Below are 24,967 nucleotides of genomic sequence, written 5' to 3'. Positions count from 1 at the left end.
ATGAGTAGCGGGCTTTATCGCGCCGTCGGCCTGATGTCCGGCACGTCGATGGACGGCATCGACGCCGCGCTCATCGAGACGGACGGTGAGGCCCACGTGCGTCCGCTCGGCTTCCTCAGCGTCCCTTATGGGGAGACGACGCGCGGCCGGCTGCGCGCGTCGATCGAGCGCGCGCTCGGCAAGGATGCGCCGGGCCCGGACGCTGTCATCGACGAAACCGCCGCCGAGATCACGGCACTGCACGCCGGTGCCGTGCGCGCGCTGCTCGCCGATGATGCGGCGGTGGATGTCATCGGCTTCCACGGCCAGACGGTGGCGCACCGGCCGGAGCGCGGCTGGACATGGCAGATCGGCGACGGTGCGGCGCTCGCGAAGCGGCTCCGGATCACGGTCGTCGCGGACTTCCGCGCCGCCGACGTCGCGGCGGGCGGGCAGGGCGCGCCACTGCTTCCCGTGTATCACCGCGCGCTCGCCTCGGGGCTCGAAGGGCCGGTCGCCGTGCTCAACCTCGGCGGCGTCGGCAACATCACCTTCCTCGGTGCCGACGAGACCATGATCGCCTTCGATACCGGCCCCGGCAACGCGCTCATCGACGACTGGGTGCGGGGCACGCAGGGCATTGGCTACGACGCAGGCGGCGCGCTTGCAGCCTCGGGGGTGGTCCACGAGGAGGTCGTGGCGCGCATGGCGGACCTCGACTGGTTCGCTCTGCCGCCGCCCAAGTCGCTCGATCGCCACGCCTTTTCGCTGAACGACGTCAGCGGCCTGTCGGCGGCGGACGGCGCGGCGACGCTCACCGCCTTCACCGCCGAGACGGTGCGCCTCGCGCTTCCGCATCTTCCCGCATGGCCCGCGCGGCTGCTCGTCACCGGCGGCGGGCGGCACAATCCCACGCTGATGCGGATGCTCGCGGAGCGGACGGGAATCCCCTCCGATCCGGTCGAAACGGTCGGTTGGCGCGGCGACGCGATGGAGGCCGAGGGCTTCGCCTACATGGCGGTGCGGCGCCTTCAGGGCCTGCCAATCAGCTTCCCCGGCACCACCGGCGTGCCGTCGCCCACCGTGGGCGGGGTCGTCTTCCGGCCCTGACACGTCTGTACGGCGGGTGGCTTGCCAAAGGCCCGCGCAATTTTCTAATGCAGCGCACGAGCAAGCGCTGGGACCGCGGGCCGCAACAGCGAGTTTGAGGAGAGCACGATGACATCCGGTCTTGAATTCCGCGTCACCCCCGCGACGCCGGTCCCCGCCGCGGAGCGCGCGAAGCTGATTGAAAACCCCGGATTCGGGAAGCTCTTCACCGATCACATGGTGACGATCGAATGGAGCGACGGGAAGGGCTGGCACAACGCCGAGGTGCGCGCCCGTGCGCCGTTCTCGCTCGATCCGGCGAGCGCCGTGCTGCACTACGCGCAGGAAATCTTCGAAGGCATGAAAGCCTATCGCGGGCGCGGCGGCGAGATCACCATGTTCCGTCCCGAAGAGAACGCGCGCCGCTTCAACGAATCGGCGGACCGCATGGCGATGCCGCGGATTCCCGAGGAGCTGTTCGTCGAGGCGGTCGAGAAGCTGGTCGCCGCCGACCGCGACTGGATCCCGGACGGGGAAGGCAGCCTGTACCTCCGTCCGTTCATGTTCGCGGACGAGGTGTTCCTCGGCGTGAAGCCCGCCGCGCACTACATCTTCTGCGTGATCGCGAGTCCCGTGGGCCCCTATTTCAAGGGCGGCGGGAAGCCCGTCACGATCTGGGTTTCGGACAACTACACCCGCGCCGCGCCCGGCGGCACCGGCGCGGCGAAGTGCGGCGGCAACTACGCGGGCAGCCTCATCGCGCAGGCCGAGGCGATCCGCGAGGGCTGCGACCAGGTCGTGTTCCTCGATGCGGCCGAGCGCCGCTGGGTCGAGGAACTGGGCGGCATGAACGTCTTCTTCGTGATGGACGATGGCAGCCTCGTCACCCCGCCGCTCGGCACGATCCTGCCCGGCATCACGCGCGCGTCGCTCATCGAGCTTGCCCGTGGCGACGGCCTGAAGGTGGAGGAGAAGCCCTACAGCTTCGACCAGTGGAAGGCGGACGCGGAAAGCGGCCGCCTGCGCGAGGTGTTCGCCTGCGGCACGGCGGCGGTCGTCGCGGGGATCGGCACGGTGCGTTTCCGGGGCGGCGAATTCACGATCGGCGACGGCACGACCACCGGCCCCGTCACCCGGAAGCTGCGCGAGGCGCTCGTCGGCATCCAGCGCGGCGAATCGAACGACGAACGCGGCTGGATCCACAAGGTCGGCTGATCGCAGAAAAAAGAGAGCCCCCGGTCTCGCACGAGGCCGGGGGCTCTTTTTTGCTCGGTTCCTAGCGGTCCGTCGCGAGCCGCATGTCGAGATAGGCGTCGATCACGCCCATCAGCTCGTTCATCTCGTTCGCGAAGAAGTGGTTCGCGCCCGGGACGGTCTCGTAGGTGATGGTGATGTGCTTCTGCGTCTTCAGCTTGTCGACGAGCTTCTGCACCGCGCCGTGCGCCACCACCTCATCGGCGAGGCCCTGCACGATGAGGCCCGAGGACGGGCAGGGCGCGAGGAAGCCGAAGTCGTACATGTTCGCGGGCGGCGCGACCGAGATGAAGCCCTTGATCTCCGGGCGGCGCATCAGCAGCTGCATCCCGATCCACGCGCCGAAGCTGAAGCCGCCGACCCACGTGACCGGCGCCTCGGGGTTGAACTGCTGGAGCCAGTCGAGCGCGCTCGCCGCGTCCGAAAGCTCGCCGATGCCCTGATCGAACGTCCCCTGGCTGCGGCCGACGCCGCGGAAGTTGAAACGCAGCGTCGCGAAGCCGCGCCTCACGAACGACTGGTACATCGCCTGCACGATGGCGTTGTTCATCGTGCCGCCGCCCTGCGGGTGAGGGTGCAGCAGGATGGCGACGGGAGCGCGCGGCTTGTTGCCGGGCTGGTAGCGTCCCTCGAGCCGGCCTTCCGGTCCGGGGAAAATCACTTCGGGCATCTATGGTCCTGATACTGTGCGCGTGAAAGCGCATCCCTATATAGGAAACGCCCTTCAGGACTCAATGATGAGTCGCGGTGACTGCAAGGCATGGAATTGACGACGCGAATCTATCTCGACTGGAACGCCACCGCGCCGATGGATCCCGCTGCGGCCGATGCGATGGCGGAGGCGGCGCGGACGTGGGCGAATCCGTCGTCGGTCCATGTCGAGGGGCGCCGCGCGAAGGCGCTTCTGGAGGATTGCCGCGAGCGCATCGCGTCCGCGCTCGGCGCCTTCCCGCAGCAGGTGGTGTTCACCAGCGGCGGCACCGAGGCGATTGGGCTCGCGCTGAACGGCGCGCAGGCGAAGCGCCGTCTCGTCCTTGCCACCGAGCACGCCGCCGTCCTCGCCGCCGCGCCGGACGCGGCGGTCGTGCCCGTGGACGCGAACGGCCTCGCGCATCTTCCGGCGCTGGAGGCCGGCGATCTTCTCGCCGTCCAGCACGCCAACAACGAAACCGGCGTCATCCAGCCCGTCGCCGCGATCGTCGAGGCGGCCCACGCTGTCGGTGCCCGCGTCGTTTGCGATGCCGTGCAGACGGCGGGCAAGCTGCCGTTGCCGCCCGCCGATTTTGTTGCCGTCTCCGCGCACAAGCTCGGCGGACCGCCCGGCGTCGGCGCGCTCGTCGTGCGCTGCGCCGACGACTTCGCCGCCGTGCAGAAAGGCGGCGGGCAGGAGCGGGGCTATCGCGGTGGCACCGAGAACCTCGTCGGCATCGCCGGTTTCGCCGCCGCGATCGAGGCCCGGCGCGCGGACACCGGCTGGCTGGACCGCGCGGGCAAGCTGCGCGACGGCATGGAGGCCCGCCTCGCGGCGCTCGGCGCCGAGATCGTCGCTGCGTCCGCGCCGCGCCTGCCGACGACGAGCATGATCCGGATGCCCGGCGTCCCCGCCGCCACGCAGCTCATCCGCTTCGACATGGCGGGCATCGCCGTTTCCAGCGGCTCGGCCTGCTCGTCGGGCAAGGTCGGCGCCAGCCACGTGCTCGCGGCGATGGGCATGGCGGCGTCGGCGGCGTTGGAGGTGATCCGCGTCAGCCTCGGCTGGACGACGACGGCCGCCGACATCGACGCCTTCTGCGCGGCGTGGGAAACGCTCGCGGCGGCAAGGAAGGCGGCATGAACATTTATCTCGACTATCAGGCGACGACGCCCGCCGATCCCGCCGTGGTCGCGGCGATGCAGCCCTTCTGGACGCAGAAGTTCGGCAACCCGCACAGCAATCACCGCTACGGCTGGGAGGCCGAGGCCGCCGTGGACGTTGCGCGCGGCCACATCGCACGCGTTCTCAATGTTCAGCCGGAAACCGTTGTTTTCACGAGCGGCGCGACCGAGGCGAATAACCTTGCGCTGAAGGGTGTCATGGCCCGCGCAGATCGCCGCCGCCTCGTCACTGTCTCGACCGAGCACAGCTGTGTGCTGGAGACCGCGCGCTTCCTCGAATCGCGCGGCTTCGACCTCACCGTGCTCGGCGTCGGCAGTGACGGCCTCGTCGATCTCGCCGCGCTTCAGGCCGCGCTCGGAGAAGACGTGGCGCTCGTCTCCGTGATGGCGGTCAACAACGAGATCGGCGTCATCCAGCCGCTCGGCCGGATCGCCGCCGCCGCGCACGATGCGGACGCGCTGTTCCACTGCGACGCGGCGCAGGGCTTCGGCAAGATTCCGCTCGACATGGATGCGCTCGGCATCGACCTGATGAGCCTGTCGGCGCACAAGATCTACGGCCCGAAGGGCATCGGCGCGCTCGTCGTCCGCTCCGGCCTCGATCTCGAACCGCAGATGCACGGCGGCGGGCAGGAGGGCGACGGCCTCCGCTCCGGCACGCTCGCCGCGCCGCTCGCGGTGGGCTTCGGCAAGGCCGCCGAGATCGCCGCCGCGCGCATGGACAAGGACCGCGCCCATGCCGAGGCGCTGTGGGGCGCCTTCCTCGCCGCGCTCCATGTACCCCACGCCATCAACGGCAGCACGGCGCAGCGCTGGCGCGGCAACATCAATCTCCGTTTCGAGGGGCTGGACGGCGACCGCCTGATCGCGGACCTGCGCCGCGTCTCCATCTCCTCGGGCGCGGCCTGCGCCAGCGCGAAGGGGCGGCACAGCCATGTCCTCGAAGCGCTCGGCCTCAGCCGCGTGCAAGCGAAGGCGAGCCTCCGCATCGGCTGGGGGCGCTTCTCCACCGAAGACGAGGTACGCGCCGCCGCCGCCATGATCGGCGAGGCGGTGCTCATGCAGCGGAAGACGGCGGCGTGACGCTGGTGCGCTTCATATCGGCGGACGGCACGCGCGTCGTCGAGGCGGAGGCGCAGCCCGGCGAGCGCCTGCTGGAGATCGCGCAGATGCACGATCAGCCCCTCGAAGGCGTCTGCGAAGGCCAGATGGCGTGCTCCACCTGCCACGTCATCGTCGCGGAGCGGCACGCGGCGCTGCTGCCGCGCCCGAGCGTCGAGGAGGAGGACATGCTGGACTTCGCCTATGGCGTCTCCCGGCATTCGCGGCTCGCCTGCCAGCTCTACGCGGCGGCGGATCTGCCGGAGCTCGAGGTGCGGATGCCCGCGGGGGCCGTGAACATGCAAAGTCGCTAGAATCTGTCTTTCTGCTGCCGTTTGACGGAGGCTTGAGATGAATCCTGCCAATCAATGGTCTGCATTCGGCATAATTTGCTCATGATCTTACATTTCGATGCCGACATCCGCTAAAAATCGGCATCTTGTCGTTGTAATTTTCTTGCTCGGAGAATGATAAGGCAGTATAACTGACCTAATTGAGGGAGAATCGACCAATGGCGACGAAACCGGCCATCACGCTCAGCGACAAGTACCTGCTCGAGGACGGGCGGGTGTTCATGAGCGGTGTGCAGTCGCTGGTCCGGCTTCCCCTCATCCAGAAGGCGCGCGACCGCGCCGCCGGCATCAACACCGCCGGTTTCATCTCGGGCTACCGCGGCTCGCCGCTCGGCACCTACGATCAGGAGCTTTGGCGCGCGAAGAAGCTGCTCGAAGCGCAGGACATCCGCTTCGTCCCCGGCGTCAACGAGGAGCTTGGCGCCACCGCCGTCTGGGGCACGCAGCATGTCGGCCTCAATCCGCACCGCAAGTTCGATGGCGTGTTCGGCATCTGGTACGGCAAGGGCCCCGGCCTCGACCGCGCCATGGACGTGCTGAAGCACGCGAACGCGGCCGGAACCTCGCAGCACGGCGGCGTCCTCGCCATCGTCGGCGACGACCACGGCGCCAAGTCCTCGACGCTGCCCCACCAGTCGGATCACAACTTCCTCGCCGCGTTCGTGCCGTTTCTCTATCCGGCGAGCGTCGACGAATATGTCGAATACGGCCTGCTCGGCATCGCCATGTCGCGCTTCGCGAGCACGTGGGTCGGCTTCAAGGCGACCGCCGACACGGTCGAGACCTCGGCGACGATCGACCTTGCGAACGAGCACCGCCGCATCATCGTGCCGGGCGACTTCGAGATGCCCGAAGGCGGCCTCGGCATCCGCGAAGGCGACATCTGGCGCGAGGAGGATACCCGTCTTCAGCGCTACAAGGGCTTCGCCGCGATGGCCTTCGCCAAGGCGAACGGCATCGACCGCACGGTGTGGGACACGCCGCGGCCCCGCTTCGGCATCATCACCACCGGCAAGGCCTATGCCGACACGATGGAGGCGTTCGACGCGCTCGGCATCGACGCGGCCGTGGCGCGCGACATCGGGCTTCGCATCTACAAGGTCGGTATGCCGTGGCCGCTGGAGCCGGACGGTATCCGCCAGTTCTGCGAAGGCCTCGAGGAAATCCTCATCATCGAGGAAAAGCGCGAATTCATCGAGCATCAGGTGCGCTGGCAGCTCTACAACTGGCGCGAGGACGTGCGCCCGCGCATCGTCGGCAAGCAGGACGAGCACGGCGAATGGCTGCTCAATCCCGACAACGAACTCACCCCCGGCATGATCGCGCACGTCATCGCCAGCCGCATCCAGAAGTATCACGATACCGACCGCATCCGCGCCCGGCTCGCCTTCTTCGCGGAGCGTGCGAAGGCCGCCGAAAGCTATGCGCCGCCGATCAAGCGCGCGCCCTATTTCTGCTCGGGCTGTCCGCACAACACCTCGACGAAGGTGCCGGAAGGCAGCCGCGCGATGGCGGGCATCGGCTGCCACATCATGTCGATGTGGATGGACCGCGAAACCGGCAACTTCACGCAGATGGGCGGGGAGGGCGTGCCGTGGATCGGCGAGGCCCCGTTCGTCGACGAGCCGCACATCTTCGCGAACCTCGGCGACGGCACCTATTTCCACTCCGGCATCCTCGCCGTGCGCCAGTCGATCGCGGCGGGCGTCAACATCACCTACAAGATTCTCTACAACGATGCCGTCGCCATGACCGGCGGCCAGCCGCACGACGGTGACGTCACTGTGGCGCAGATCGCCACGCAGATGCAGGCCGAGGGCGCGAAGAAGGTCGTCGTGCTGACGGAAGACCTGTCGCGCTACGAAGGCGGGACCGTCTCCGGCGTGCCGGTGAAGGACCGTGACTACCTGCCCGCCATCCAGCGCGAGTTCCGCGAGACGAAGGGCGCCACGGTCATCATCTACGACCAGACCTGCGCCGCGGAGAAGCGCCGCCGCCGCAAGAAGGGCAGGTTCCCCGATCCCGACCGCCGCGTGTTCATCAACACCGCCGTCTGCGAGGGCTGCGGCGACTGTTCGGTGCAGTCGAACTGCGTGTCGGTGGAGCCGGTCGAGACCGAGTTCGGCCGCAAGCGCCGCATCAACCAGTCGAGCTGCAACAAGGACTTCTCGTGCCTCAAGGGCTTCTGCCCCAGCTTCGTCACCGTTGAAGGCGCGCAGATCCGCAAGGCGAAGTCGGCAGACGTCGACCTCTCCGGCGTGCCGCAGCCGGTGCTGAACGCGCCCGGCCACGGCTACAACATCTTCGTCACCGGTATCGGCGGCACCGGCGTGCTCACCATCTCGGCGCTGCTCGGCATGGCCGCGCACCTCGAAGGCAAGGCGTCCACCACGGCGGATATGGCGGGCCTCGCGCAGAAGGGCGGGGCGGTCTACAGCCATGTCCGCCTCGCGGACCGCGACGACCAGCTTCTCAGCCCGCGCATCATCGCCGGCTCGGCCGATCTCGTGCTCGCCTTCGATGCCGTGGTCGCGGCGGACAAGGCGGCGCAGAACCTGATGCTGCCGAACCGCACGGCGGTGGTCGCGAACGCCAACATCTCGCCGGTCAGCGACTTCGTGCGCGACCGTGATCTCGACTTCCAGCACGCCGCCATCGAGCGCGCGATCCGCAAGGCCGCGAACCCCAACGCCACCACCTTCGTGAAGGCGGACGAGATCGCGACTGCGCTGCTCGGCGACGCGATCGGCACCAACATGCTGATGCTCGGCTACGCGTGGCAGCAGGGCCTCATCCCGCTCGCCCACGAGAGCATCGAGGCGGCGATCGACCTCAACGGCGTCGCGATCCCGTTCAACAAGCGCGCCTTCGCGCTCGGCCGCCTGCTCGCGCACCGGCCGGACACGGTGATGGCGATGGTGGAGGACGCGAAGGGCCCCGCGCCCGAGCCGCTCTCGGAAACGCTGGACGAGCTGATCGCCCGCCGTGTCAAGGACCTCGCGGCCTACCAGAATGCCGCCTATGCGGAGCGTTATGCGGCGAAGATCGCGGCCGTGCGCGCAGCCGAAACGGCGGTGAAGCCCGACTCCGACTGTCTGACGCAGGCCGCGGCGCGGTCGCTCTACAAGCTCATGGCCTGCAAGGACGAGTACGAGGTCGGCCGCCTTTACACCGACGGTCGCTTCGCGGCGGCGATCGGGCAGCAGTTCGGCGGCGACTACAAAATGAAGGTGCAGCTTTCGCCGCCGCTGTTCGCGCGGCCGGACCCGCGCACGGGCCGCCCGAAGAAGTACGAGTTCGGCGCCTGGATCATGCCGGTGTTCAGGGTGCTCGCGAAGCTGAAGGGCCTGCGCGGCACGCCGTTCGACATCTTCGGATATTCGCAGGAGCGCAGGGACGAACGTGCCGCGATCCCGGCCTACGAGGCCGATCTCGACCGGTTGATGCAGGACCTGCGCGCCGACAACATCGCCCTCGCGACCGCCATCGCGTCGCTGCCGCTCGATGTGCGCGGCTATGGTCCCGTGAAGGAAGATGCGGCGAAAAAGGTCGCCCAGCGCGCCGCGGCGCTCTGGGCGAAATGGCCCGGCGAGGCACTTCGGCAGGCTGCATGACATGAAAAAGGCCCGGCCCCGCTTTCGCGCGGTTCCGGGCCTCCTGAGGGGGTTCGCTTACTTGTCGGCAGCGTCGCGAACGGCGTCCGCCTTGTTCTCCAGGGCGTCGGCCTTGGCCTCGCCCTGCTGGCGCACGGCTTCGGCCTGGTTCTCCAGCGACTGTTCGGCGGTCGAATCGACCCCGTCCAGCGTCGGGTCCAGTGTATCGGCGGTGTCTTCCATCTGATCCGCCCGTGCATCCGCGCTGTCGCGCATCGCGTCGGCCTGATTCTCGATGGCGTCGGCGCGGTCTTCCGCCTTCTGCTCGGTCGGGCTGTTGCACGCGGCGAGCCCGCCCAATGCCGTCAATGCGGCAGCCGCGGTAGCGACTCGAAAAACCCTCGATTGCATAGCGATCTCCTTGTCCTCGGTCCCCCAACAACAATGTGCTGCCCGGTTGGTTCCGAAAGTCGCGATTGCGGTTGCGGCGATGCCCGGCTATGAGCGCCTCGACTATGCAGGACGAGAACAAAATCCGAACGCTGTGGCTGGTCGGCTGCGGCAACATGGGGAGCGCGCTGCTGGCGCGCTGGGTGGACGCCGCCGAAACCATCGTCGTCGTCGATCCCGGTTCGCCGCGACTGCCGGAAGGCGTCGAGCATCTCCCGGCTTTGCCCGCGGGCACGCTGCCGCGTCCGGACGTGGTCGTGCTCGCCGTGAAGCCGCAGGTCGCGCCCGCCGCGCTTGCCGGTCTTCCGGCCGTTGTCGGCCCGCAGACGACCGTCGTCTCGATCATGGCGGGCACGATGCTTTCCGATCTCGCTGCGTTCGCGGGCGAGGCCGCGGTCGTGCGCGCGATGCCGAACACGCCCGCCGCCATCGGCAAGGGCGTCACCGCGCTCTACGCGAACGGCCTTGCCGAGCGCGCACGCGTCTCGGTCGAGCGCCTGTTCGAACGCGCCGGCCCGGTCGTCTGGCTCGAATCGGAAAGCCAGTTCGACGCCGTCACCGCGGTCTCCGGTTCCGGTCCGGCCTACGTCTTCCGCTTCATCGAGGCGCTCGCCGCCGCCGGTGAAGCCGCCGGCCTTCCGCCCGAACTCGCCGAAAAGCTGGCCCGCGCCACCGTCGTCGGCGCCTCCGCGCTCGCCGAGGTCGATCCGCGCAGCGCGCGCGATCTGCGCGCGGCCGTCACCTCGCCGGGCGGCACGACGCAGGCCGGCCTCGAAGCGCTCGATGCCGATCCCGGCCTTCCGTCGCTGGTCCGTGCCGCGGTGCGCGCCGCCGCGAGCCGGTCGCGGGAGCTCGCCGAAGGGCGCTAGTCGCCCTGCTGGAGGTCGGCGACCGCTTCGCGCAGATCGGGCGGCAACAGCCCGCGCAGAACGGACCAGAAGCCGCCCACCGCCTGCTGCCCGGCCTCGGCATAGGCCTCGGCCATGCGCTGCCGCAGAAGGCCGAAGAGTTCGTGCTCGAACGTCCTGCCCGCGTCCGTGAGGAACAGCCGCCGCTGCCGGCGGTCGCGCTCGCCGATCTTCTGCTCCACCAGTCCCCCGTCCTGGAGGTCGGTCAGCACGCGCCCGAGCGACTGCTTGGTGATGTCGAGCAGCCGTAACAGCTCCGAGACGGTGAGCCCCGGTCGGCGGGCGATGAAATACAACGCGCGGTGGTGCGCCCGCCCGTAAGGCGTGCCCGCCAGCTTGTCGTCGGCGCGCTTGATCAGGCTGGAATAGCCGAAATACAGAAGCTCGATCCCGCGGCGAAGCTCGGCCTCGCGCAGGAACAGCGGTGACGGCGGCAAAAAAGTGTCAGCCATATTGACGCATTTCGCACGGATCGCGGTTCAGGAGAAGACGGGAAAGGCCGTACAGGCGCCGTGTGAGCGAAGTCACACTTCGGCCGCAAAACGGAACATCCGACCGAAATGATTGTTTAACGACTTGATTTCGTAAAACCTGGCCTATAGTCGAGCTCACGGTTGGGGAAAGAAAGTAAATCAAGAGACCGGAACTCTGTTCCGGCCCCAAGCACAGGCATACGGTATGAAATTGCGTGTTCAGGCCTTGGCGGCGCTTTTTGTTTCGGCCGCGTTTATTGTCACGCCATCTCCCGTCTCACAAGGTCAGGCGAGCAGCGTTCATCAGCGCTATCACGCTGACAAGGGCCTTTACTGGTCTGCGCGGAGCGAAGCGGATTTCGAGCGCATCGACGGGGAGGCGCTGAAGGCCGTCGAAACCATTCTTTCGGACTGAGCGCGTCCTGCGCCGCCGCCCGCCCCACATACGGGTCCGGGCGAGTTGACTGGCATTTATCGGCTATCTATCACGCGTGACGACCATTTTGATCGGGAGAGGGCTGGGCATGGCAATCGTGCGCGCGGCGTCGAATGCAATCCATGCCCTGACGCTTCCGTTCGTGCGGCGGTCATTGCAGGCTGCCGTGATCTTCGGCATGGCGCTGCCCGCCTCGGCGCAGGTCGATCCGCGCGTCATCGAGCAATTGCAGGGGCGGTTGCAGGGCACGCAGGATGCCGGAGCGCAGGTCGACCGCGCGCGCGAGCAGAGCGACCGGGTCGCGCTGCCGATGACGACGGAGATTACGAGCGAAGAGCGCGAACTGCGCCGCCAGCAATCTCGGATTCAGCTGGATTCCCTCTATCGTCCGTCGCCCGTCGAGCGGCAGTATCGCGAACGGCTCGGCGACACGTCGCTTCGACAATTCGGCTACGACCTGTTCCGGGTTTCCGAAGGCGGCTCCGGTTCCGTGACCGGCGAGGTCTCCGACGGCTACGTGCTGGGTCCCGGCGACGAGCTGGTCGTGACGTTTCAGGGGGCCACCAATTCGAGCCAGAACGCGCGCGTGGCCCGCGACGGCCGGCTGATCGTCGGCACCCTGCCGCCCATCCGCGCGGCGGGTCGGACGCTGGGCTCGGTGCGCACGTCGCTTGCCGAAGCCACGCGCCAGAACCTTCTCGGCACCGACGTGTTCGTGTCGCTGGGCGGCGTGCGGTCCGCGACGGTCCTCGTCGGCGGCGAGGTGGAGCGGCCCGGCCAGTATCAGGTCACGGCGCTGTCGGACATCGCGAATGCGCTCGCGCTCGCGGGCGGCGTCCGCAAGGCGGGGAGCCTGCGCAACATCCGCCTCGTCCGGGGCGGCGTGACGCGGACCGTCGACCTTTATGCGCTGCTCGGCATCGGCACCGCGCCGCGTATCCGGGTGCAGGACGGCGACAGGATCGTGGTGCCGGTGATCGGCGACACGGTCGCCGTGACCGGGGCCGTGGCGCGGCCCGGCATCTACGAGTTGCGCGGTTCGGCGAGTGTCGGCGACGTGCTCGCTTTTGCCGGGGGCGCGCTCTACCCGCGCGGATACCAGATAGCGATCAGCCGCATCGGCGAGGACGGACGGGAAACCTTCGTGCGTCCTCAGGGGACTGCCGTCGCCATCTGGTCGGGAGACGGCGTGCAGGTGCTGTCGGGCAGCGCCGGCGCGGCGTTCGAACGGGTGGTGCTGGCGGGCCACGTCCGCAATCCCGGCCCTCGTGCGCTTTCCGCCGTCCCGACGCTCGCCGATCTGATCGGCGGGCCCGAGGATCTGGAACTCGGCACCTATATGCCGATGGCCGTCATCGTCCGCCGCAACCCGCTCACCGGGATGCGCAGCTACGAGGCGGCGGACCTTCGCGGCGCGCTGGATCGCAGCCGCCCCGTGGCCCTTCGCGGCGACGACCGCGTCTACGTTTTCAGTGCGGACGACATCGCCTTCCTGAATTCGAGCGCGACACGCCAGATCATTCTGGGTCAGCCGAATCCGAGGCCGCAATGCCTTGCGCTCGAAAAGCTCGAGAGCCTCGTCGCCGATACGCAGTCGCCCCGGTTCAACGTGATCACGCGCGGCACCATCACCGTCGAGCGGGGAGGTCGCGATGTCGCTGCGAGCGCGGGGCGGGCGCTCACCGGCGCCGGCGGGATTGATCAGCCGCTGGACGTATCCCAGACGCGGCAAGGACAGGCTGCCGATGGTGAACGGGGCGCTGAATGTCCCGAGGTCTTCGAGGACGCCCCCGAACTGCTGCCCGTTCTGATCGAGCACAGCGTCAGCGTGGGCGGGGCCGTTCGCCGGCCGGGCGCCTATCCCGTGGCGAGTTCGATTTCCGCCGAGGCGCTGATCTCCGCGTCCGACGGCATCATGGCGAACGTGCGGGACCCCATGCTGGATATTACGCCCGCCGCCGGCGCGTTCCGGCGATATGAAATGCCGGAAGGGCAAGAGGACCGGCTTGCCAATGTCCTCGTGAGCGCGGGCGACGATATCCGGGTGACGGCGAACAGCGCGGCCTATGAAGCCGGCGCGGTGCTGCTGACCGGCGAGTTCAACAGCCCCGGGCTCTACACCATCCGCAAGGGCGAACGTCTCTCCGAGCTTGTTGCCCGCGCCGGCGGCCTGACGGATCAGGCATATCCCTACGGCGCGGTTTTCACGCGCAGGAGCGTGCGGGACCAGCAGCAGGAAGGATTCAAGCGCACGGCGCGCGAGCTCAACACGTCGCTCCTCGCGCTGGCCTCGCAGGAGAACGTGAACGGGCAGGCCATCGCCGCCGCAGGCGAGTTGATCCAGACCTTGTCCTCAACGGAGGCGGTCGGGCGCATGGTCATCGAGGCCGATCCGCGCGTGCTCGCGCAGCGCTCCGACCTCGACCCCATCCTCGACGGCGGCGATACGCTGCATATCCCCAAGAAACCGACCTATGTGCTTGCGCTCGGCGATGTCTCCAACCCGGGCGCGCTTCAGTTCCAGCCGGGGAAGTCGGTTTCCGAGTATGTCGCAGAAGCCGGCGGAACGCAGTCCACCGCGGATGGCGGCCGGGTCTTCCTCGTTCTGCCCAACGGCAGCGCGCAGCCGGTCCGGTCGAGCTTCTGGCGGCGGTCCAATGCCGTCGTGCCGCCCGGCAGCACGATCATCGTGCCGAAGAACCTGCAGCCGCTGCGGACGCTGGGCATCGTTCGCGATGTCGCAACCATTTTCGGGCAATTGGCGACAGCCGTCGCATCCGTCGCGATTCTGGCGGACCGGAACTAACCAGCCGCAGCGGGTCCGTTGCCCGCCGCCGAACCTGTGGGAAAGAACGCATGAGCCTTGATGCTGCAACGAAGGTCGTCGTCGTCGGCCTCGGCTATGTCGGCTTGCCGCTGGCGGTGGCGCTTGCGCGCCATTTTGACACGACCGGAGTCGACATCAACGCCGCGCGCATCGCCGCGCTGAAAGAGGGGCACGATGCGACGCGCGAGATCGACAGCGAAACGCTGAAAGCCAGCAGCCTCAAGTATGCGTCCGACATGTCGTCCTGCGCGGACGCCGCGTTCATCATCGTCACTGTGCCGACGCCCGTCGACGGCGCCAACCAGCCCGACCTCGGCCCCGTCGAAGGCGCGACGCGCGCGCTCGCGGCGGCCATAACCTCGGCCTCGAAGCCCGTGATCGTCTACGAGAGCACGGTCTATCCGGGCGTCACCGAGGAGTTCTGCGGCCCCATCATCGAAAACGTGTCGGGCCTCAGGCAGGGCAAGGATTTCTTCCTCGGCTACTCGCCGGAACGCATCAACCCCGGTGACCGCGAACACACGGTCGACAAGATCATCAAGGTGGTGTCCGGGGAAAGCCCGGAAGTGCTGGAGAAGGTGGCGTCGCTCTACAGCAGGGTGACGACGGGCGGCGTGTTCCGCGCCGCCTCGATCAAGGCGGCCGAAGCGGCGAAGGTCATCGAGAACGCGCAGCGCGACATCAACATCGCGTTCGTGAACGAGATCACGCAGATCTTCCAGAAGATCGGCCTTTCCGTCTACGACGTGCTCGATGCGGCCGGCACCAAGTGGAACTTCCTGCCGTTCCGCCCCGGCCTCGTCGGCGGTCACTGCATCGGTGTCGATCCCTATTATCTCAGCTACAAGGCGCAGCAGCTCGGTCATCTGCCGCGGGTTATTTTGGCGGGCCGCTCGATCAACGACAGCATGGGCGCCTATGTGGCGGACCGGGTGCACGAGCGGCTTCGCAAGGCCGGCGACGTTCTCGTGATGGGTCTCACCTTCAAGGAGGACGTTCCCGATCTTCGCAATTCCAAGGTGGTCGATGTCGTCGAGCGGCTGAAATGGCTGGGCCACAGCGTCACCGTGCACGATCCGCTCGCCGATCCCGAGGAAGCCGTTCACGAGTATCACCTCACGCTCGACCCTGACGCGCTCTCGCGTCGTTACGAGGCGGTGGTGCTCGCGGTTCCGCACGCCGAGTATCTGGCGATGGATCCGGCGGCGATCGGCGGCCTCGTGAAGGACGGCGGCCTCGTCGCCGACATCAAGGGGGCCTTGCGCGGCAAGGCGTTGCCCGCCGGCATCGACCGCTGGCAGCTATAGGCGGCCGGTCAGTCGATACCAGGCAAGGCCCGCATATTCGTGGAGCGCAAGGTCCGCGCGTTCGACGTTGTCCATGAAGGCGAGTGAGATGCCGGGATCGCCCGCCTGCCGGTCGACCGGGTAGGCAATCGCATCGACCCCCGCCGCCTTCATGCACGCCATGGCGCGCGGCATGTGGAAGCCCGACGTGACGAGCAGCACGCGCTGGCCGGGCAGGGCCCGGGCAATCCCTTGCGCATTCGTGCAGGTGTCGAGCGTTCCCGCGATCTTGCCGATGCGGCCTTTCTCCAGCCCTGCGCGCCGCCAGTAGTCGGCCGTCCAGTCGACGTCGCGGCTTCCGCCGAAGGCAACGCCGCCGACGGTCCATATCTTCGCGTGCGGATAGGTCCGGGCGAGCGCGAGCGCCTCGCTCACCCGTTCGCCGTGCGGGCCGAACTCCAGCGAACCCGACAGCGCCGACACGTGCAGTTTTTCCGCGCCGGCGAGCACTGCCACGGCGTCGATGCGGTCCGGCATTGCCGCCGGGCGCGGATACGCCGCCTCCAGCCGGTCCATCAGCCAGTTCCCGGTCGGCAGGATAGCGAACAGAACGACCCAAAGCGCCAGCAGCACGATCGTCGCGCGCGCGGCGCGCGCTGCGCCGATGAAGAGAAACGCCGCCGAAAACAGCGTCAGCCAGACGAACCAGGCCGAGGGGCCGAAAAGCGCCCAGAGCAGGTAATTCAGCGACACGCCCGTCAGACGCCGTGATAGGCGCGGAACCAGTCGACGAAGCGGGGCACGCCGTCCTCGATCGACGTGGTCGGGTGGAAGCCGAGATCGCGCTCGATCGCGGAAATGTCGGCGAACGTGTCCTTCACGTCGCCGGGCTGCATGGGTTCGAACTGCTTGATCGCGGTCCTGCCGAGCGCCTTTTCAAGCACTGCGATCATGTGCATCAGCTCTTCGGAACGATGGTTGCCGATGTTGTAGACGCGGTGCGGGCTCACCGATCCGCCGGCCTTGACGCTGCCGTCGTCGGGCGGCGGATTGTCGAGGCAGGCGACGATGCCCGAGACGATGTCGTCGATGTAGGTGAAGTCGCGCCGCATGTCGCCGCCGTTGAACACCTTGATCGGCTCGCCCTTCAGGATCGCGTCGGTGAACAGCCACATCGCCATGTCGGGGCGCCCCCACGGCCCGTACACCGTGAAGAACCTGAGGCCCGTCTGCGGCAGGCGGTAGAGATGGCTGTAGGTCTCGCTCATCAACTCGTCGGCCTTTTTGGTCGCCGCATAGAGCGAGATCGGCTGGTCGACGCGGTCCTCCACCGAGAACGGCAGCTTCTCGTTCTTGCCGTAAACCGACGACGACGAGGCATAGACGAGGTGCTCCACGTTGTCCGAATGCCGCGCATACTCCATCAGGTTGAGGTGCCCGACGAGGTTCGAGTGCACGTAGGCGTGCGGGTTCGTCAGCGAGTAGCGGACCCCGGCCTGCGCGCCGAGATGGGCGATCCGTTCGATCCGGTGCGGCGCGAGCGCGGCCGTGAGACCTTCGAAGTCGGCGAAGTCCTGCTCGATGAAGGTGAAACCGTTGTGCCGCCGTTCCAGATTGGCGATGCGGTCGCGCTTCAGCTTCGTGCTGTAATAGTCGTTGACGTTGTCGATCCCGATGACCCGCTCGCCGCGCGACAGCAGCCGCTCCGAGAGGTGGTAGCCGATGAAGCCCGCAGCTCCGGTCACGAGAAAAGTCATTGATTCATCCTGCATAAAGGCGAAGCGTTGCACCACGTCGCCGCGTTGAGGGGAGTTAGCGTAGCGCTCGCCGGGTCGCAACGGTAAGCTCGGCAGAGGTGGACGGAAAAAGGGGCTACGGCATGGCAATGACGGCGATGAGCCTCAACATGCTTTGCGCGGCGCTGGGCGTCGGTATCGCTCTTTTCGTGGGGCTGAATGCCGGCCGCATCGGCAGCCTGCTCGGGCTGCTCGATTATCCCGATCCGTTCGGCGGCCGTAAGCGCCATGCCCGCGTGACCCCCTTGGTCGGCGGCCTCGCCGTCGTTGCCGCGTTCGAGGTATCGGCGCTGCTGCTCTATCACCTGCTCGGCAGGGATTCCGCGCTCCTCGACTGGCAGGTGCTGTGGCTCGGCTTCGCGGTGGGCACGATGGCGCTCGTCGGTCTTGCCGACGACCGCATGGGCCTGTCGCCGGTGGTCAGGCTGGCGCTCACCTCGTTCGTTCTTGTCCTGACCATCGTCGAAGTGCCCGATCTGCGCGTGGACTTCCTGCGCTTCGCGGGGGCCGACCAGCTTGTCCTGCTGCCGCCCTGGGCGTCGGTGCTGTTCACGCTCATCTGCCTCATCGGTCTTCTGAACGCGGTCAACATGGCGGACGGCAAGAACGGCATCGTGCTCGCGCTGTCGCTGATCTGGACGGCCGTGCTCTTCGCTCGCAATCCGCAGCCTTTTGATCCCCTGCTGTTTGGCATCGCCGGCAGCCTCGCGGTCATGCTCTGGTTCAACATGAAGGGCGTACTGTTCCTCGGCGACGGCGGCAGTTACGGTATCTCGGCGATTTTCGGCCTGCTCGCCATCTATGCTTACAACCACAGCTTCGCGACGTTCGATGCGGGGCAGGTGGCGCTGCTGTTTCTGGTGCCGGTGCTCGATACGGTGCGGCTGATGGCGTGGCGGATCGGGCAGGGCCGCAGCCCGTTCTCGGGCGACCGCAACCATCTTCACCACTATCTGCACGCGCGCTGGGGCTGGCCCGCGGGCCTTGGAATCTACGCGGCGCTGGTGGCGCTGCCGAACTTCCTCGGCGTGATGTTCCCCGTCTACAGCCTTGCGCTGCTTGGCCTCGGCGCTTTCATGTACGTGGCGACGCTGTTCGCCGCGACACGCGGCGGAACGGTCCGCCGCGGCGTCCGCGCCTGATGGCGTCCGCCCGCCCGGAAACGCTCGGGCGCCTCTTTCCAAAGCCGAAACAGCGGCTATAAGGGCCGCCGCAAGCACGGCGTTCGCCGTTTTCAGCAGCGCATTGGGGCGTAGCCAAGCGGTAAGGCAGCGGTTTTTGGTACCGCCATGCGGAGGTTCGAATCCTCCCGCCCCAGCCAGGCCTTTTCGAGCCTTTGAGGCTCGCCGTCAGCGCGCGTTCTGCCGCGCGAACCACGGCCCCAGCAGGGCGATGGCGCGCTCGATGCGGTCCGTCGAGACGGCGAAGCTGAAGCGCATGAAGTGGTGCCCTTCCACAGGATCAAAGTCGATGCCGGGGGCGGTGGCGATGCCGGTGTCCTCGAGGATGCGCATGCAGAAGGCCATGCTGTCGTCGGTCAGGTGGCCGATGTCGGCATAGATGTAGAAGGCGCCGTCCGGCGGCGCGATGCGGCGCAGCCCCATCTTCGGCAGCGCCTCCAGCAGCAACTCGCGGTTCCGAGCATAGGTCGTGACATGGCCTTCCAGCTCGTCGCGGCATTCGAAGGCGGTGAGCCCCGCGTGCTGCGCCAGCGACGGCGGCGTCAGGAACAGGTTGCCCATGCGCGCCCGCGCCGCGCCGATGAGGTCGGGCGGCACCGCCAGCCAGCCGAGACGCCAGCCCGCCATGCTGAAGTACTTGGAGAAGCTGTTGACGACGAGTGTCCGGTCGGAAAACTCCAGCATCGAGTGCGCAGGCCCCACGTAGCTGATGCCGTGGTAGATCTCGTCGGAGATGATGCGGATGCCGCGGCGGCGGCAGACCTCGGTGATCGCGGCAAGCTCATCCCTCGGGATGATCGTGCCGGTCGGGTTGGCGGGGCTCGCGACGATGAGGCCGTCCGGTGCCGGTTCCAGCGCCTCGATCGCCGCTGCCGTCACCTGATACCGCTCCGTCTCGCCGCAGGCCAGTTCCACCGGCACCATGTGCAGCGCCTTCAGCGTGTTGCGGTAGGCGACATAGCCGGGCCGGGCCAGAGCGACGCGCGCGCCGGGATCGAACAGGCAGGTGAGCGCCATCACGAAGGCGGGCGAGGCGCCGCAGGTGAGGATGATCTGCTCGGGGTCGAGCGCGACGCCGTAGGTCTCGCCGTAGTGCCGGGCGATGCGCGTCTTGAGCGGGATGCTCTCCCAATAGCCCATGCCGTCCGTATCGAGGATGCGGTGCGCCTCGGCGATCGCCTTTGCGGGCGCGCCGGTCGAAGGCTGGCCGAACTCCATGTGGATGACCTCGCGCCCCTCCGCCGAAAGGCGGTGGGCAAGGCGGCTGACGGCAATGGCGTGGAACGGGTCGATCTCGGCTGTCATGATGGCGGGGTTAGAGCGGTAAGGACGCGGCCGCAAGGGGAGGGGCGGGCATCGCGGTCCGTCTGCCCGGCATCATCCTCGACATCGGAGGGCGGCTGCGCTAGATGCGCGGCAAATCCGAAAGATCAAGCGAGAAGGCGGCGGCGGTATGGCGTCCTACCAGTACAGTTTTGTGATGAAGGGTCTCACCAAGACCTTCCCCGGCGCGCCGAAGCCGGTTCTGAACAACATCCACCTGCAGTTCCTGCCCGGCACCAAGATCGCCATCATCGGCGTCAACGGCGCGGGCAAGTCGACGCTCATGAAGATCATGGCGGGGTACGACAAGGACTTCCAGGGCGAGGCATGGGCGGCCGAGGGCGTGCGCGTCGGCTATCTGGCGCAGGAGCCGCAACTCGACCCGAAGAAGACGGTGAAGGAAAACGTCATGGACGGCGTCCGCCCGGTCGCCGACATGATGGACCGTTTCAACGAGATTTCCACCATCATGGCCGATCCCCCCGAGGACGCCGACTTCGACGCGCTGATGGCCGAGATGGGCGAGCTTCAGGAGAAGATCGACGCGGTGGACGGCTGGACGCTCGACAACCAGCTCGAGATCGCGATGGATGCGCTGCGCTGCCCGCCGGGCGATGCGAGCGTCGAGAACCTCTCGGGCGGCGAGAAGCGCCGCGTGGCGCTCTGCCGCCTGCTCCTCGAAAAGCCCGACATCCTGCTGCTCGACGAGCCGACCAACCACCTCGATGCCGAGAGCGTGCAGTGGCTGGAAAAGCACCTGATCGACTACGCGGGCAACGTCATCCTCGTCACCCACGACCGCTACTTCCTCGACAACGTGGTGGGCTGGGTGCTGGAGCTGGACCGTGGCCGCGGCATCCCGTTCGAGGGCAACTACTCGAAGTGGCTTGAGGCGAAAGCCAAGCGCATGGAGCAGGAGGACCGCGAGGAAGAGGGCCGCCAGAAGGCGATCAAGGAAGAGCTGGAATGGATCCGGCAGTCGCCGAAGGCCCGCCAGTCCAAGTCCAAGGCGCGCATCAAGGCGTTTGACGAGCTGGTCGAGAAGCAGAACGACCGCCGTCCGGGCGCGGCGCAGATCCTCATCCAGGTGCCCGAGCGGCTCGGCGGCAAGGTCATCGAGGCCAAGGGCCTCACCAAGGCCTACGGCGACAAGCTGCTGTTCGAGAACCTGAACTTCACGCTGCCACCGGGCGGCATCGTCGGCGTGATCGGGCCGAACGGCGCGGGCAAGTCCACGCTGTTCAAGCTCATCACCGGGCAGGAAACGCCGGACGGCGGTTCGATCGAGATCGGCGACACGGTGAAGCTCGGCTACGTCGACCAGAGCCGCGATCATCTCGATGCGAACAAGAACGTCTGGGAAGAGGTCTCGGGTGGCAACGAGCGCTTCTATTTCGGCAAGCACGACATCTCGACGCGGGCCTATGTGGGCGCCTTCAACTTCAAGGGCGTCGACCAGCAGAAGAAGGTCGGCCAGCTTTCGGGCGGCGAGCGCAACCGCGTCCACATGGCGAAGATGCTGCAAAAGGGCGGCAACGTGCTGCTGCTCGACGAGCCGACCAACGACCTCGACGTCGAGACGCTGCGCGCGCTGGAAGAGGCGCTGGAGAACTTCGCGGGCTGCGCCGTGGTCATCAGCCACGACCGCTTCTTCCTCGACCGCCTCGCCACGCACATCCTCGCGTTCGAGGGCGACAGCCACGTCGAATGGTTCGAAGGCAACTTCGAAGCCTACGAGGAAGACAAGCGCCGCCGCCTCGGCGACGAAGCCGACCGCCCGCACCGCATGAGCTACAGGAAGCTCACGCGGTAGGCGTGCACGGATTGGGGGGGCAGGAAGCTTGTCCCGACCACTCTCCGTCATACCGGCCTTCGCCGGTATGACGGAGGAAGTGGAGCCGTTCCGCGTCCGCCACCTGCCCGCAGCAGCGGCGGTCAGTTGCAGAGCTTGCGGTCGGCTGCGGCGAGGCTGGTGGTGTTGGTGATGTTGTTGAGCGTCAGTTCGCGCGCGATGAACGCCGAGGTGTAGGTGATGTCACGCTCCACGAACACCGGCGCGATGCTGCGCAGGATGCTGTTGCTCACCGGGAAGAACCACGGCGTGTAGCGATAGGTCACTTCGGCGACGAGCACGTTGTTTGGGCTGGTGATCACCATGCCGTTGACATTGGCGATCGACGTTCCGGTCTTACCGGCGTCCTGCACCCCGATCGCGCTCGATCGGGCAAGATTGCCCTCGCACCGCTGCCAGCGGACCCAGTGGCCGTTGTCGGCGGCGTTGCGCGTCACGGAGCTGAGGACGATCCGGCCGTTGATGTTGAAATCGTCGAACGACGCGGACATCATCGAGCCCATGAACAGCGTGTTGACGTCGGTCTCGTCGATGCTGGCGCGATAGCGCGCGGCAAGGTCGGCCGTGGACGTCGCGATCCGCGAGAGCTGCTGGTGCGTGAGCGCAAGGTGCACGAGTTCAAGCCCGCCGAGCAGCGTCACCATCAGGAAAGGCAGCGCGAAGGCGAACTCCATGAAGGCGACGCCGTTCTCGTCGCGGCGGATCCGGCTTGCGCGCAAGGAAGCAAGGGCTCGAACGATGCTCATGCCGGAATACATTCCTTCTGGGGAGCGGGCTTCTCGAGATTGCTGAACGGCTCGTTCTTGATGACCGCGTTGGCCTCGATGGTCATGCTGTCGTGGCCTCCGTTGATAACCGTGGAGGTGAGCTTGAAGATCATCGGGTAGGTCACGGTGACGCCGTAATAGAGGATGTCCTCCGATCCGCCGAGGCCCTCGGCGCCCCTGTCCGCGTCCCACTGCTTGTTGCCGTTGATGTCGAGATAGCAATCGCCGGGCCCCGGTTCGCCGCCGAAAGGTTCGACGTCGGATACCATCGGCTCCGGCTGGCCCACGGCGCCGAACGCGGAATAGCTCTTGCGCTCGATCTCCACCGAGGCGCCCTTGATCTGGCCGATCCTGCTGTTCAGCAGGTCGTCCAGGTCCTCCGCCGTCGTCGAGCCGGTCGACGCGAGACGCGAAACCTCCCTCAGCGCGCCCTCGACGTTCGATTTCGCATAGGCGAGATAGCCGAGTTCGATGCCGCCCATCAGCAGCGTCATCATCGGCAGGCTGAGCAGCGCGAATTCGATGATGTAGCTGCCGCGTTCGTCGCGGCGAAGCGTGCGAAGCGGGTTCAGGCGTGGAAATCGCATGGCAGGCCTACTTCGATACGCGCAGGTAGCCGATGTTCTGGGCGATCTTCTGGAACGCCTCCTCAAGGCCGCTGGCTGTCTCGGTCTTGTAATAGTGATCCTCTGAGGTCGCGCACAATTTAAGCGCATCCTCATCGGTGCTGCCCACGCTGTTCGAGAAAGCGACAGTCGAGACCTCGATGCCGGTGCGCTTCGCTTCTTCGCAAAGCATACGGAAGCGTCGACGGTGCGCATTGACACGGTTCGTTTCCGTGTTGCTCGTCACTGTATGATTGTTGGCGCTTGATGGATTCCCTTCCTGGCCCCAGGCGGAGTAGCTCGCATTCGGCTCCATCTTGCCGTCTGTCATGAAGACGATATAGCGATTGACGCCGCGTTCCTCGCCGCTGAATCCTGATGCCAGATAGGTGTTGGGGTTCTCGAACGGAGCCTGAGGGCTGATCAGTGCCAGTCCCCAGTACATGCCGACGTCATGATATGTGTTCCCGACGACGTTCAGCCCGTTCACGTAAGCCTTCAGATCGTCCTTGGTGGCCTCGGCAAGGAGTTTCACCCGGTCCGTGCAACGATGGTTGGGACCGATGGTGTCGATACTCGTGATGTTGGTGGCCTGTCCGCGCGTGGGCGACACGCTCGACGAATTGTCTGTAATGCGGTAGGGAACCCGCGTCTTGTTCTGCGAGACGGCATCGAGCTTCTTGAACGTGTTGTCGGATGTGGCCGAACCCGACGTAGGCGGGCCATAGCGGCCGGCATAGACGCTCGAAGATGTCTGATAGTCTTCATCCGGCAGAAGGATGTAGGGTTGCCAGGCGGGTGCACCGTCTACGCCCGGTGCGACATCGCGGATATCCCACGCGCCGGACGGGATCGAATCGAGGGAAGTGGTCGAGTTGATCGTGCGCACCGTCTCGCGCATTTCGACGCAACCCTTCCAGTTATAGGCGTTCACAAATCCGCTGCTGTGTCCGCGCGATACGAAGCCGGAGAGATCGAGGCTCACGTTGCCCGTTATTCCGTCACTCGATCTTTGACGCCAGTTCGTGCTCGGCTTCGTGACGAGATACTGGTTCGAATAATAGTTTGCACCTGTCGTCTTTATGTAGCTCGCATCTTCAGCGTAAAGATCGAGGCCGACATTGACGGTTTGCGAATAGGGCACGATGCCGACGCGCACGCGCATTCCGGAGGATGCGAGCTGGGTGCGCAAGTCGTCGAGCGTGTCGAGGAAGCTGAGCGTAGCCGATTTCAGGGCGCCGATACGCGTGGTGCTGCCGAGGGACGTGGACATCGAGCCCGTGACGTCGAGCACAAGGACGACATCGACATTGACACCGGAACGCCGGGCCGAACAGTCGGCGTTGAGGCCCAATGATTGAATACCGACAATGCGCAGCAGCTGCGTCGGCATCGTTGTCGCCAGCGTGATGTTCAGCTCGCCCTCATCATTGATGGTCGCGGTACGGGTGATCGTACCCGTACCGAATTTTCCCGAAGGGAAATTATAGTTCAGGAACTTCTGGATTTCCTGCGCGGCGACCGATGAGGATTTGATGTTTCCGTCGTCGTCGGCATCCTTGTTCGTCAGCAACTTCCGCCCGGCGAGCGCGGCCGCGTCGCAGGCTTGCGCGAGGCGCGCTTCCGCCATGTAGGCGCGGGTGAGGTCGACGCCGCCGCCGATCGCGCCGACGAGCGGGATGATGGATGCGGCCACGATGGCGAGCGCGTTGCCTTTCTGGTCGCGTCTCAGGCGCGAAAGAAAGGTCGACGACTGCATGTCTTTCATGCGATTGCCCGGCGTATTGCTGCCCAGCGTCATAGATTTCACCCCCGAAGT

The 24,967-nt window shown here is 66.7% G+C and carries 21 protein-coding genes and 1 tRNA gene; 13 read left to right on the top strand and 9 right to left on the bottom strand.

Going from position 1 to position 24,967, the window contains the following annotated elements:
- The gene (locus tag PE061_RS19660) at window positions 1-1,089 is read left to right on the top strand and encodes an anhydro-N-acetylmuramic acid kinase (protein WP_271256899.1); all 1,089 of its coding nucleotides are present in this window, start codon (window positions 1-3) and stop codon (window positions 1,087-1,089) included.
- A gap of 108 nt (window positions 1,090-1,197) precedes the next feature.
- Entirely contained in the window at window positions 1,198-2,283 is a 1,086-nt protein-coding gene (locus PE061_RS19655) for a branched-chain amino acid aminotransferase (RefSeq protein ID WP_271256898.1), read from the top strand.
- Window positions 2,284-2,344: 61 nt separating this feature from the next.
- Here the strand turns inward: PE061_RS19655 and PE061_RS19650 are convergent, their stop codons facing one another.
- Window positions 2,345-2,992, bottom strand: a complete 648-nt coding sequence (locus tag PE061_RS19650) for an alpha/beta hydrolase (RefSeq protein WP_271256897.1) — start codon at window positions 2,990-2,992, stop codon at window positions 2,345-2,347.
- 96 nt (window positions 2,993-3,088) lie between these two features.
- Here PE061_RS19650 and PE061_RS19645 point away from each other — a divergent pair, with 96 nt between their 5' ends.
- The 4 genes from PE061_RS19645 (at window position 3,089) to PE061_RS19630 (ending at window position 9,265) form a co-directional block, all read left to right on the top strand.
- Window positions 3,089-4,156, top strand: a complete 1,068-nt coding sequence (locus tag PE061_RS19645; protein WP_420794354.1) for a cysteine desulfurase family protein — start codon at window positions 3,089-3,091, stop codon at window positions 4,154-4,156.
- Window positions 4,153-5,280, top strand: a complete 1,128-nt coding sequence (locus tag PE061_RS19640; protein WP_271256895.1) for a cysteine desulfurase family protein — start codon at window positions 4,153-4,155, stop codon at window positions 5,278-5,280. The genes PE061_RS19645 and PE061_RS19640 overlap by 4 nt, the downstream gene beginning before the upstream one ends.
- Entirely contained in the window at window positions 5,277-5,612 is a 336-nt protein-coding gene (locus tag PE061_RS19635; protein WP_271256894.1) for a 2Fe-2S iron-sulfur cluster-binding protein, read from the top strand. The genes PE061_RS19640 and PE061_RS19635 overlap by 4 nt, the downstream gene beginning before the upstream one ends.
- Window positions 5,613-5,809: 197 nt before the next feature.
- Window positions 5,810-9,265: an indolepyruvate ferredoxin oxidoreductase family protein gene (locus tag PE061_RS19630; RefSeq protein WP_271256893.1), complete on the top strand. Its 3,456-nt coding sequence runs from the start codon at window positions 5,810-5,812 to the stop codon at window positions 9,263-9,265.
- Window positions 9,266-9,322: 57 nt separating this feature from the next.
- Here the strand turns inward: PE061_RS19630 and PE061_RS19625 are convergent, their stop codons facing one another.
- A complete protein-coding gene (locus PE061_RS19625; protein ID WP_271256892.1) occupies window positions 9,323-9,655 on the bottom strand; it encodes a hypothetical protein in 333 nt (110 codons plus the stop codon).
- A gap of 89 nt (window positions 9,656-9,744) precedes the next feature.
- Between PE061_RS19625 and proC the strand changes: the two genes are divergently transcribed.
- The gene (proC, locus tag PE061_RS19620) at window positions 9,745-10,563 is read left to right on the top strand and encodes a pyrroline-5-carboxylate reductase (protein WP_271256891.1); all 819 of its coding nucleotides are present in this window, start codon (window positions 9,745-9,747) and stop codon (window positions 10,561-10,563) included.
- Here the strand turns inward: proC and PE061_RS19615 are convergent.
- Window positions 10,560-11,054, bottom strand: a complete 495-nt coding sequence (locus PE061_RS19615; RefSeq protein ID WP_271256890.1) for a MarR family winged helix-turn-helix transcriptional regulator — start codon at window positions 11,052-11,054, stop codon at window positions 10,560-10,562. The two genes, proC and PE061_RS19615, sit on opposite strands and share 4 nt — an antisense overlap.
- 226 nt (window positions 11,055-11,280) lie before the next feature.
- Here PE061_RS19615 and PE061_RS19610 point away from each other — a divergent pair, with 226 nt between their 5' ends.
- From PE061_RS19610 to PE061_RS19600, 3 genes are all read left to right on the top strand, one after another.
- Entirely contained in the window at window positions 11,281-11,490 is a 210-nt protein-coding gene (locus PE061_RS19610) for a hypothetical protein (protein ID WP_271256889.1), read from the top strand.
- A 109-nt stretch (window positions 11,491-11,599) separates the two neighbouring features.
- The gene (locus PE061_RS19605) at window positions 11,600-14,317 is read left to right on the top strand and encodes an SLBB domain-containing protein (protein WP_271256888.1); all 2,718 of its coding nucleotides are present in this window, start codon (window positions 11,600-11,602) and stop codon (window positions 14,315-14,317) included.
- 50 nt (window positions 14,318-14,367) lie between these two features.
- Window positions 14,368-15,645, top strand: coding sequence for a nucleotide sugar dehydrogenase (locus tag PE061_RS19600; protein ID WP_271256887.1), 1,278 nt, complete (start codon window positions 14,368-14,370; stop codon window positions 15,643-15,645).
- On the opposite strand, the gene PE061_RS19595 is transcribed toward PE061_RS19600, so the two are convergent.
- Window positions 15,640-16,377 (bottom strand): YdcF family protein, encoded by a 738-nt coding sequence (locus tag PE061_RS19595; RefSeq protein WP_271256886.1) that lies wholly within the window; start codon window positions 16,375-16,377, stop codon window positions 15,640-15,642. The genes PE061_RS19600 and PE061_RS19595 overlap by 6 nt on opposite strands.
- A 5-nt stretch (window positions 16,378-16,382) precedes the next feature.
- Entirely contained in the window at window positions 16,383-17,381 is a 999-nt protein-coding gene (locus PE061_RS19590; protein ID WP_271256885.1) for a GDP-mannose 4,6-dehydratase, read from the bottom strand.
- Window positions 17,382-17,503: 122 nt separating this feature from the next.
- On the opposite strand from PE061_RS19590, the gene PE061_RS19585 reads away from it, so the two are divergent.
- Both PE061_RS19585 and PE061_RS19580 read left to right on the top strand, forming a co-directional pair.
- Window positions 17,504-18,562 carry an MraY family glycosyltransferase gene (locus PE061_RS19585; protein ID WP_271256884.1) on the top strand — a complete coding sequence of 353 codons (1,059 nt, stop codon included), beginning with the start codon at window positions 17,504-17,506 and terminating at the stop codon, window positions 18,560-18,562.
- A 104-nt stretch (window positions 18,563-18,666) separates the two neighbouring features.
- A tRNA-Gln gene (locus PE061_RS19580) sits at window positions 18,667-18,741 on the top strand.
- 28 nt (window positions 18,742-18,769) lie between these two features.
- On the opposite strand, the gene PE061_RS19575 is transcribed toward PE061_RS19580, so the two are convergent.
- Window positions 18,770-19,906, bottom strand: a complete 1,137-nt coding sequence (locus PE061_RS19575) for an aminotransferase class I/II-fold pyridoxal phosphate-dependent enzyme (RefSeq protein ID WP_271256883.1) — start codon at window positions 19,904-19,906, stop codon at window positions 18,770-18,772.
- A gap of 148 nt (window positions 19,907-20,054) precedes the next feature.
- Between PE061_RS19575 and ettA the strand changes: the two genes are divergently transcribed.
- The gene (gene ettA, locus PE061_RS19570; RefSeq protein WP_271256882.1) at window positions 20,055-21,737 is read left to right on the top strand and encodes an energy-dependent translational throttle protein EttA; all 1,683 of its coding nucleotides are present in this window, start codon (window positions 20,055-20,057) and stop codon (window positions 21,735-21,737) included.
- Window positions 21,738-21,859: 122 nt separating this feature from the next.
- On the opposite strand, the gene PE061_RS19565 is transcribed toward ettA, so the two are convergent.
- The 3 genes from PE061_RS19565 to PE061_RS19555 are packed head-to-tail and all read right to left on the bottom strand — an operon-like array spanning window position 21,860 to window position 24,949.
- Window positions 21,860-22,522, bottom strand: coding sequence for a TadE/TadG family type IV pilus assembly protein (locus tag PE061_RS19565; protein ID WP_271256881.1), 663 nt, complete (start codon window positions 22,520-22,522; stop codon window positions 21,860-21,862).
- Window positions 22,519-23,130 carry a TadE/TadG family type IV pilus assembly protein gene (locus tag PE061_RS19560; protein WP_271256880.1) on the bottom strand — a complete coding sequence of 204 codons (612 nt, stop codon included), beginning with the start codon at window positions 23,128-23,130 and terminating at the stop codon, window positions 22,519-22,521. The genes PE061_RS19565 and PE061_RS19560 overlap by 4 nt, the downstream gene beginning before the upstream one ends.
- Window positions 23,131-23,137: 7 nt before the next feature.
- The gene (locus PE061_RS19555; protein ID WP_271256879.1) at window positions 23,138-24,949 is read right to left on the bottom strand and encodes a TadE/TadG family type IV pilus assembly protein; all 1,812 of its coding nucleotides are present in this window, start codon (window positions 24,947-24,949) and stop codon (window positions 23,138-23,140) included.
- Window positions 24,950-24,967: the final 18 nt, after the last annotated feature.

It is taken from the genome of Sphingosinicella microcystinivorans (assembly GCF_027941835.1).
In the GTDB taxonomy this organism is placed as follows: Bacteria; Pseudomonadota; Alphaproteobacteria; order Sphingomonadales; family Sphingomonadaceae; genus Sphingosinicella.
Note: the sequence above shows the minus strand (reverse complement) of the source record. Positions and strands in the feature narration are given on the sequence as shown.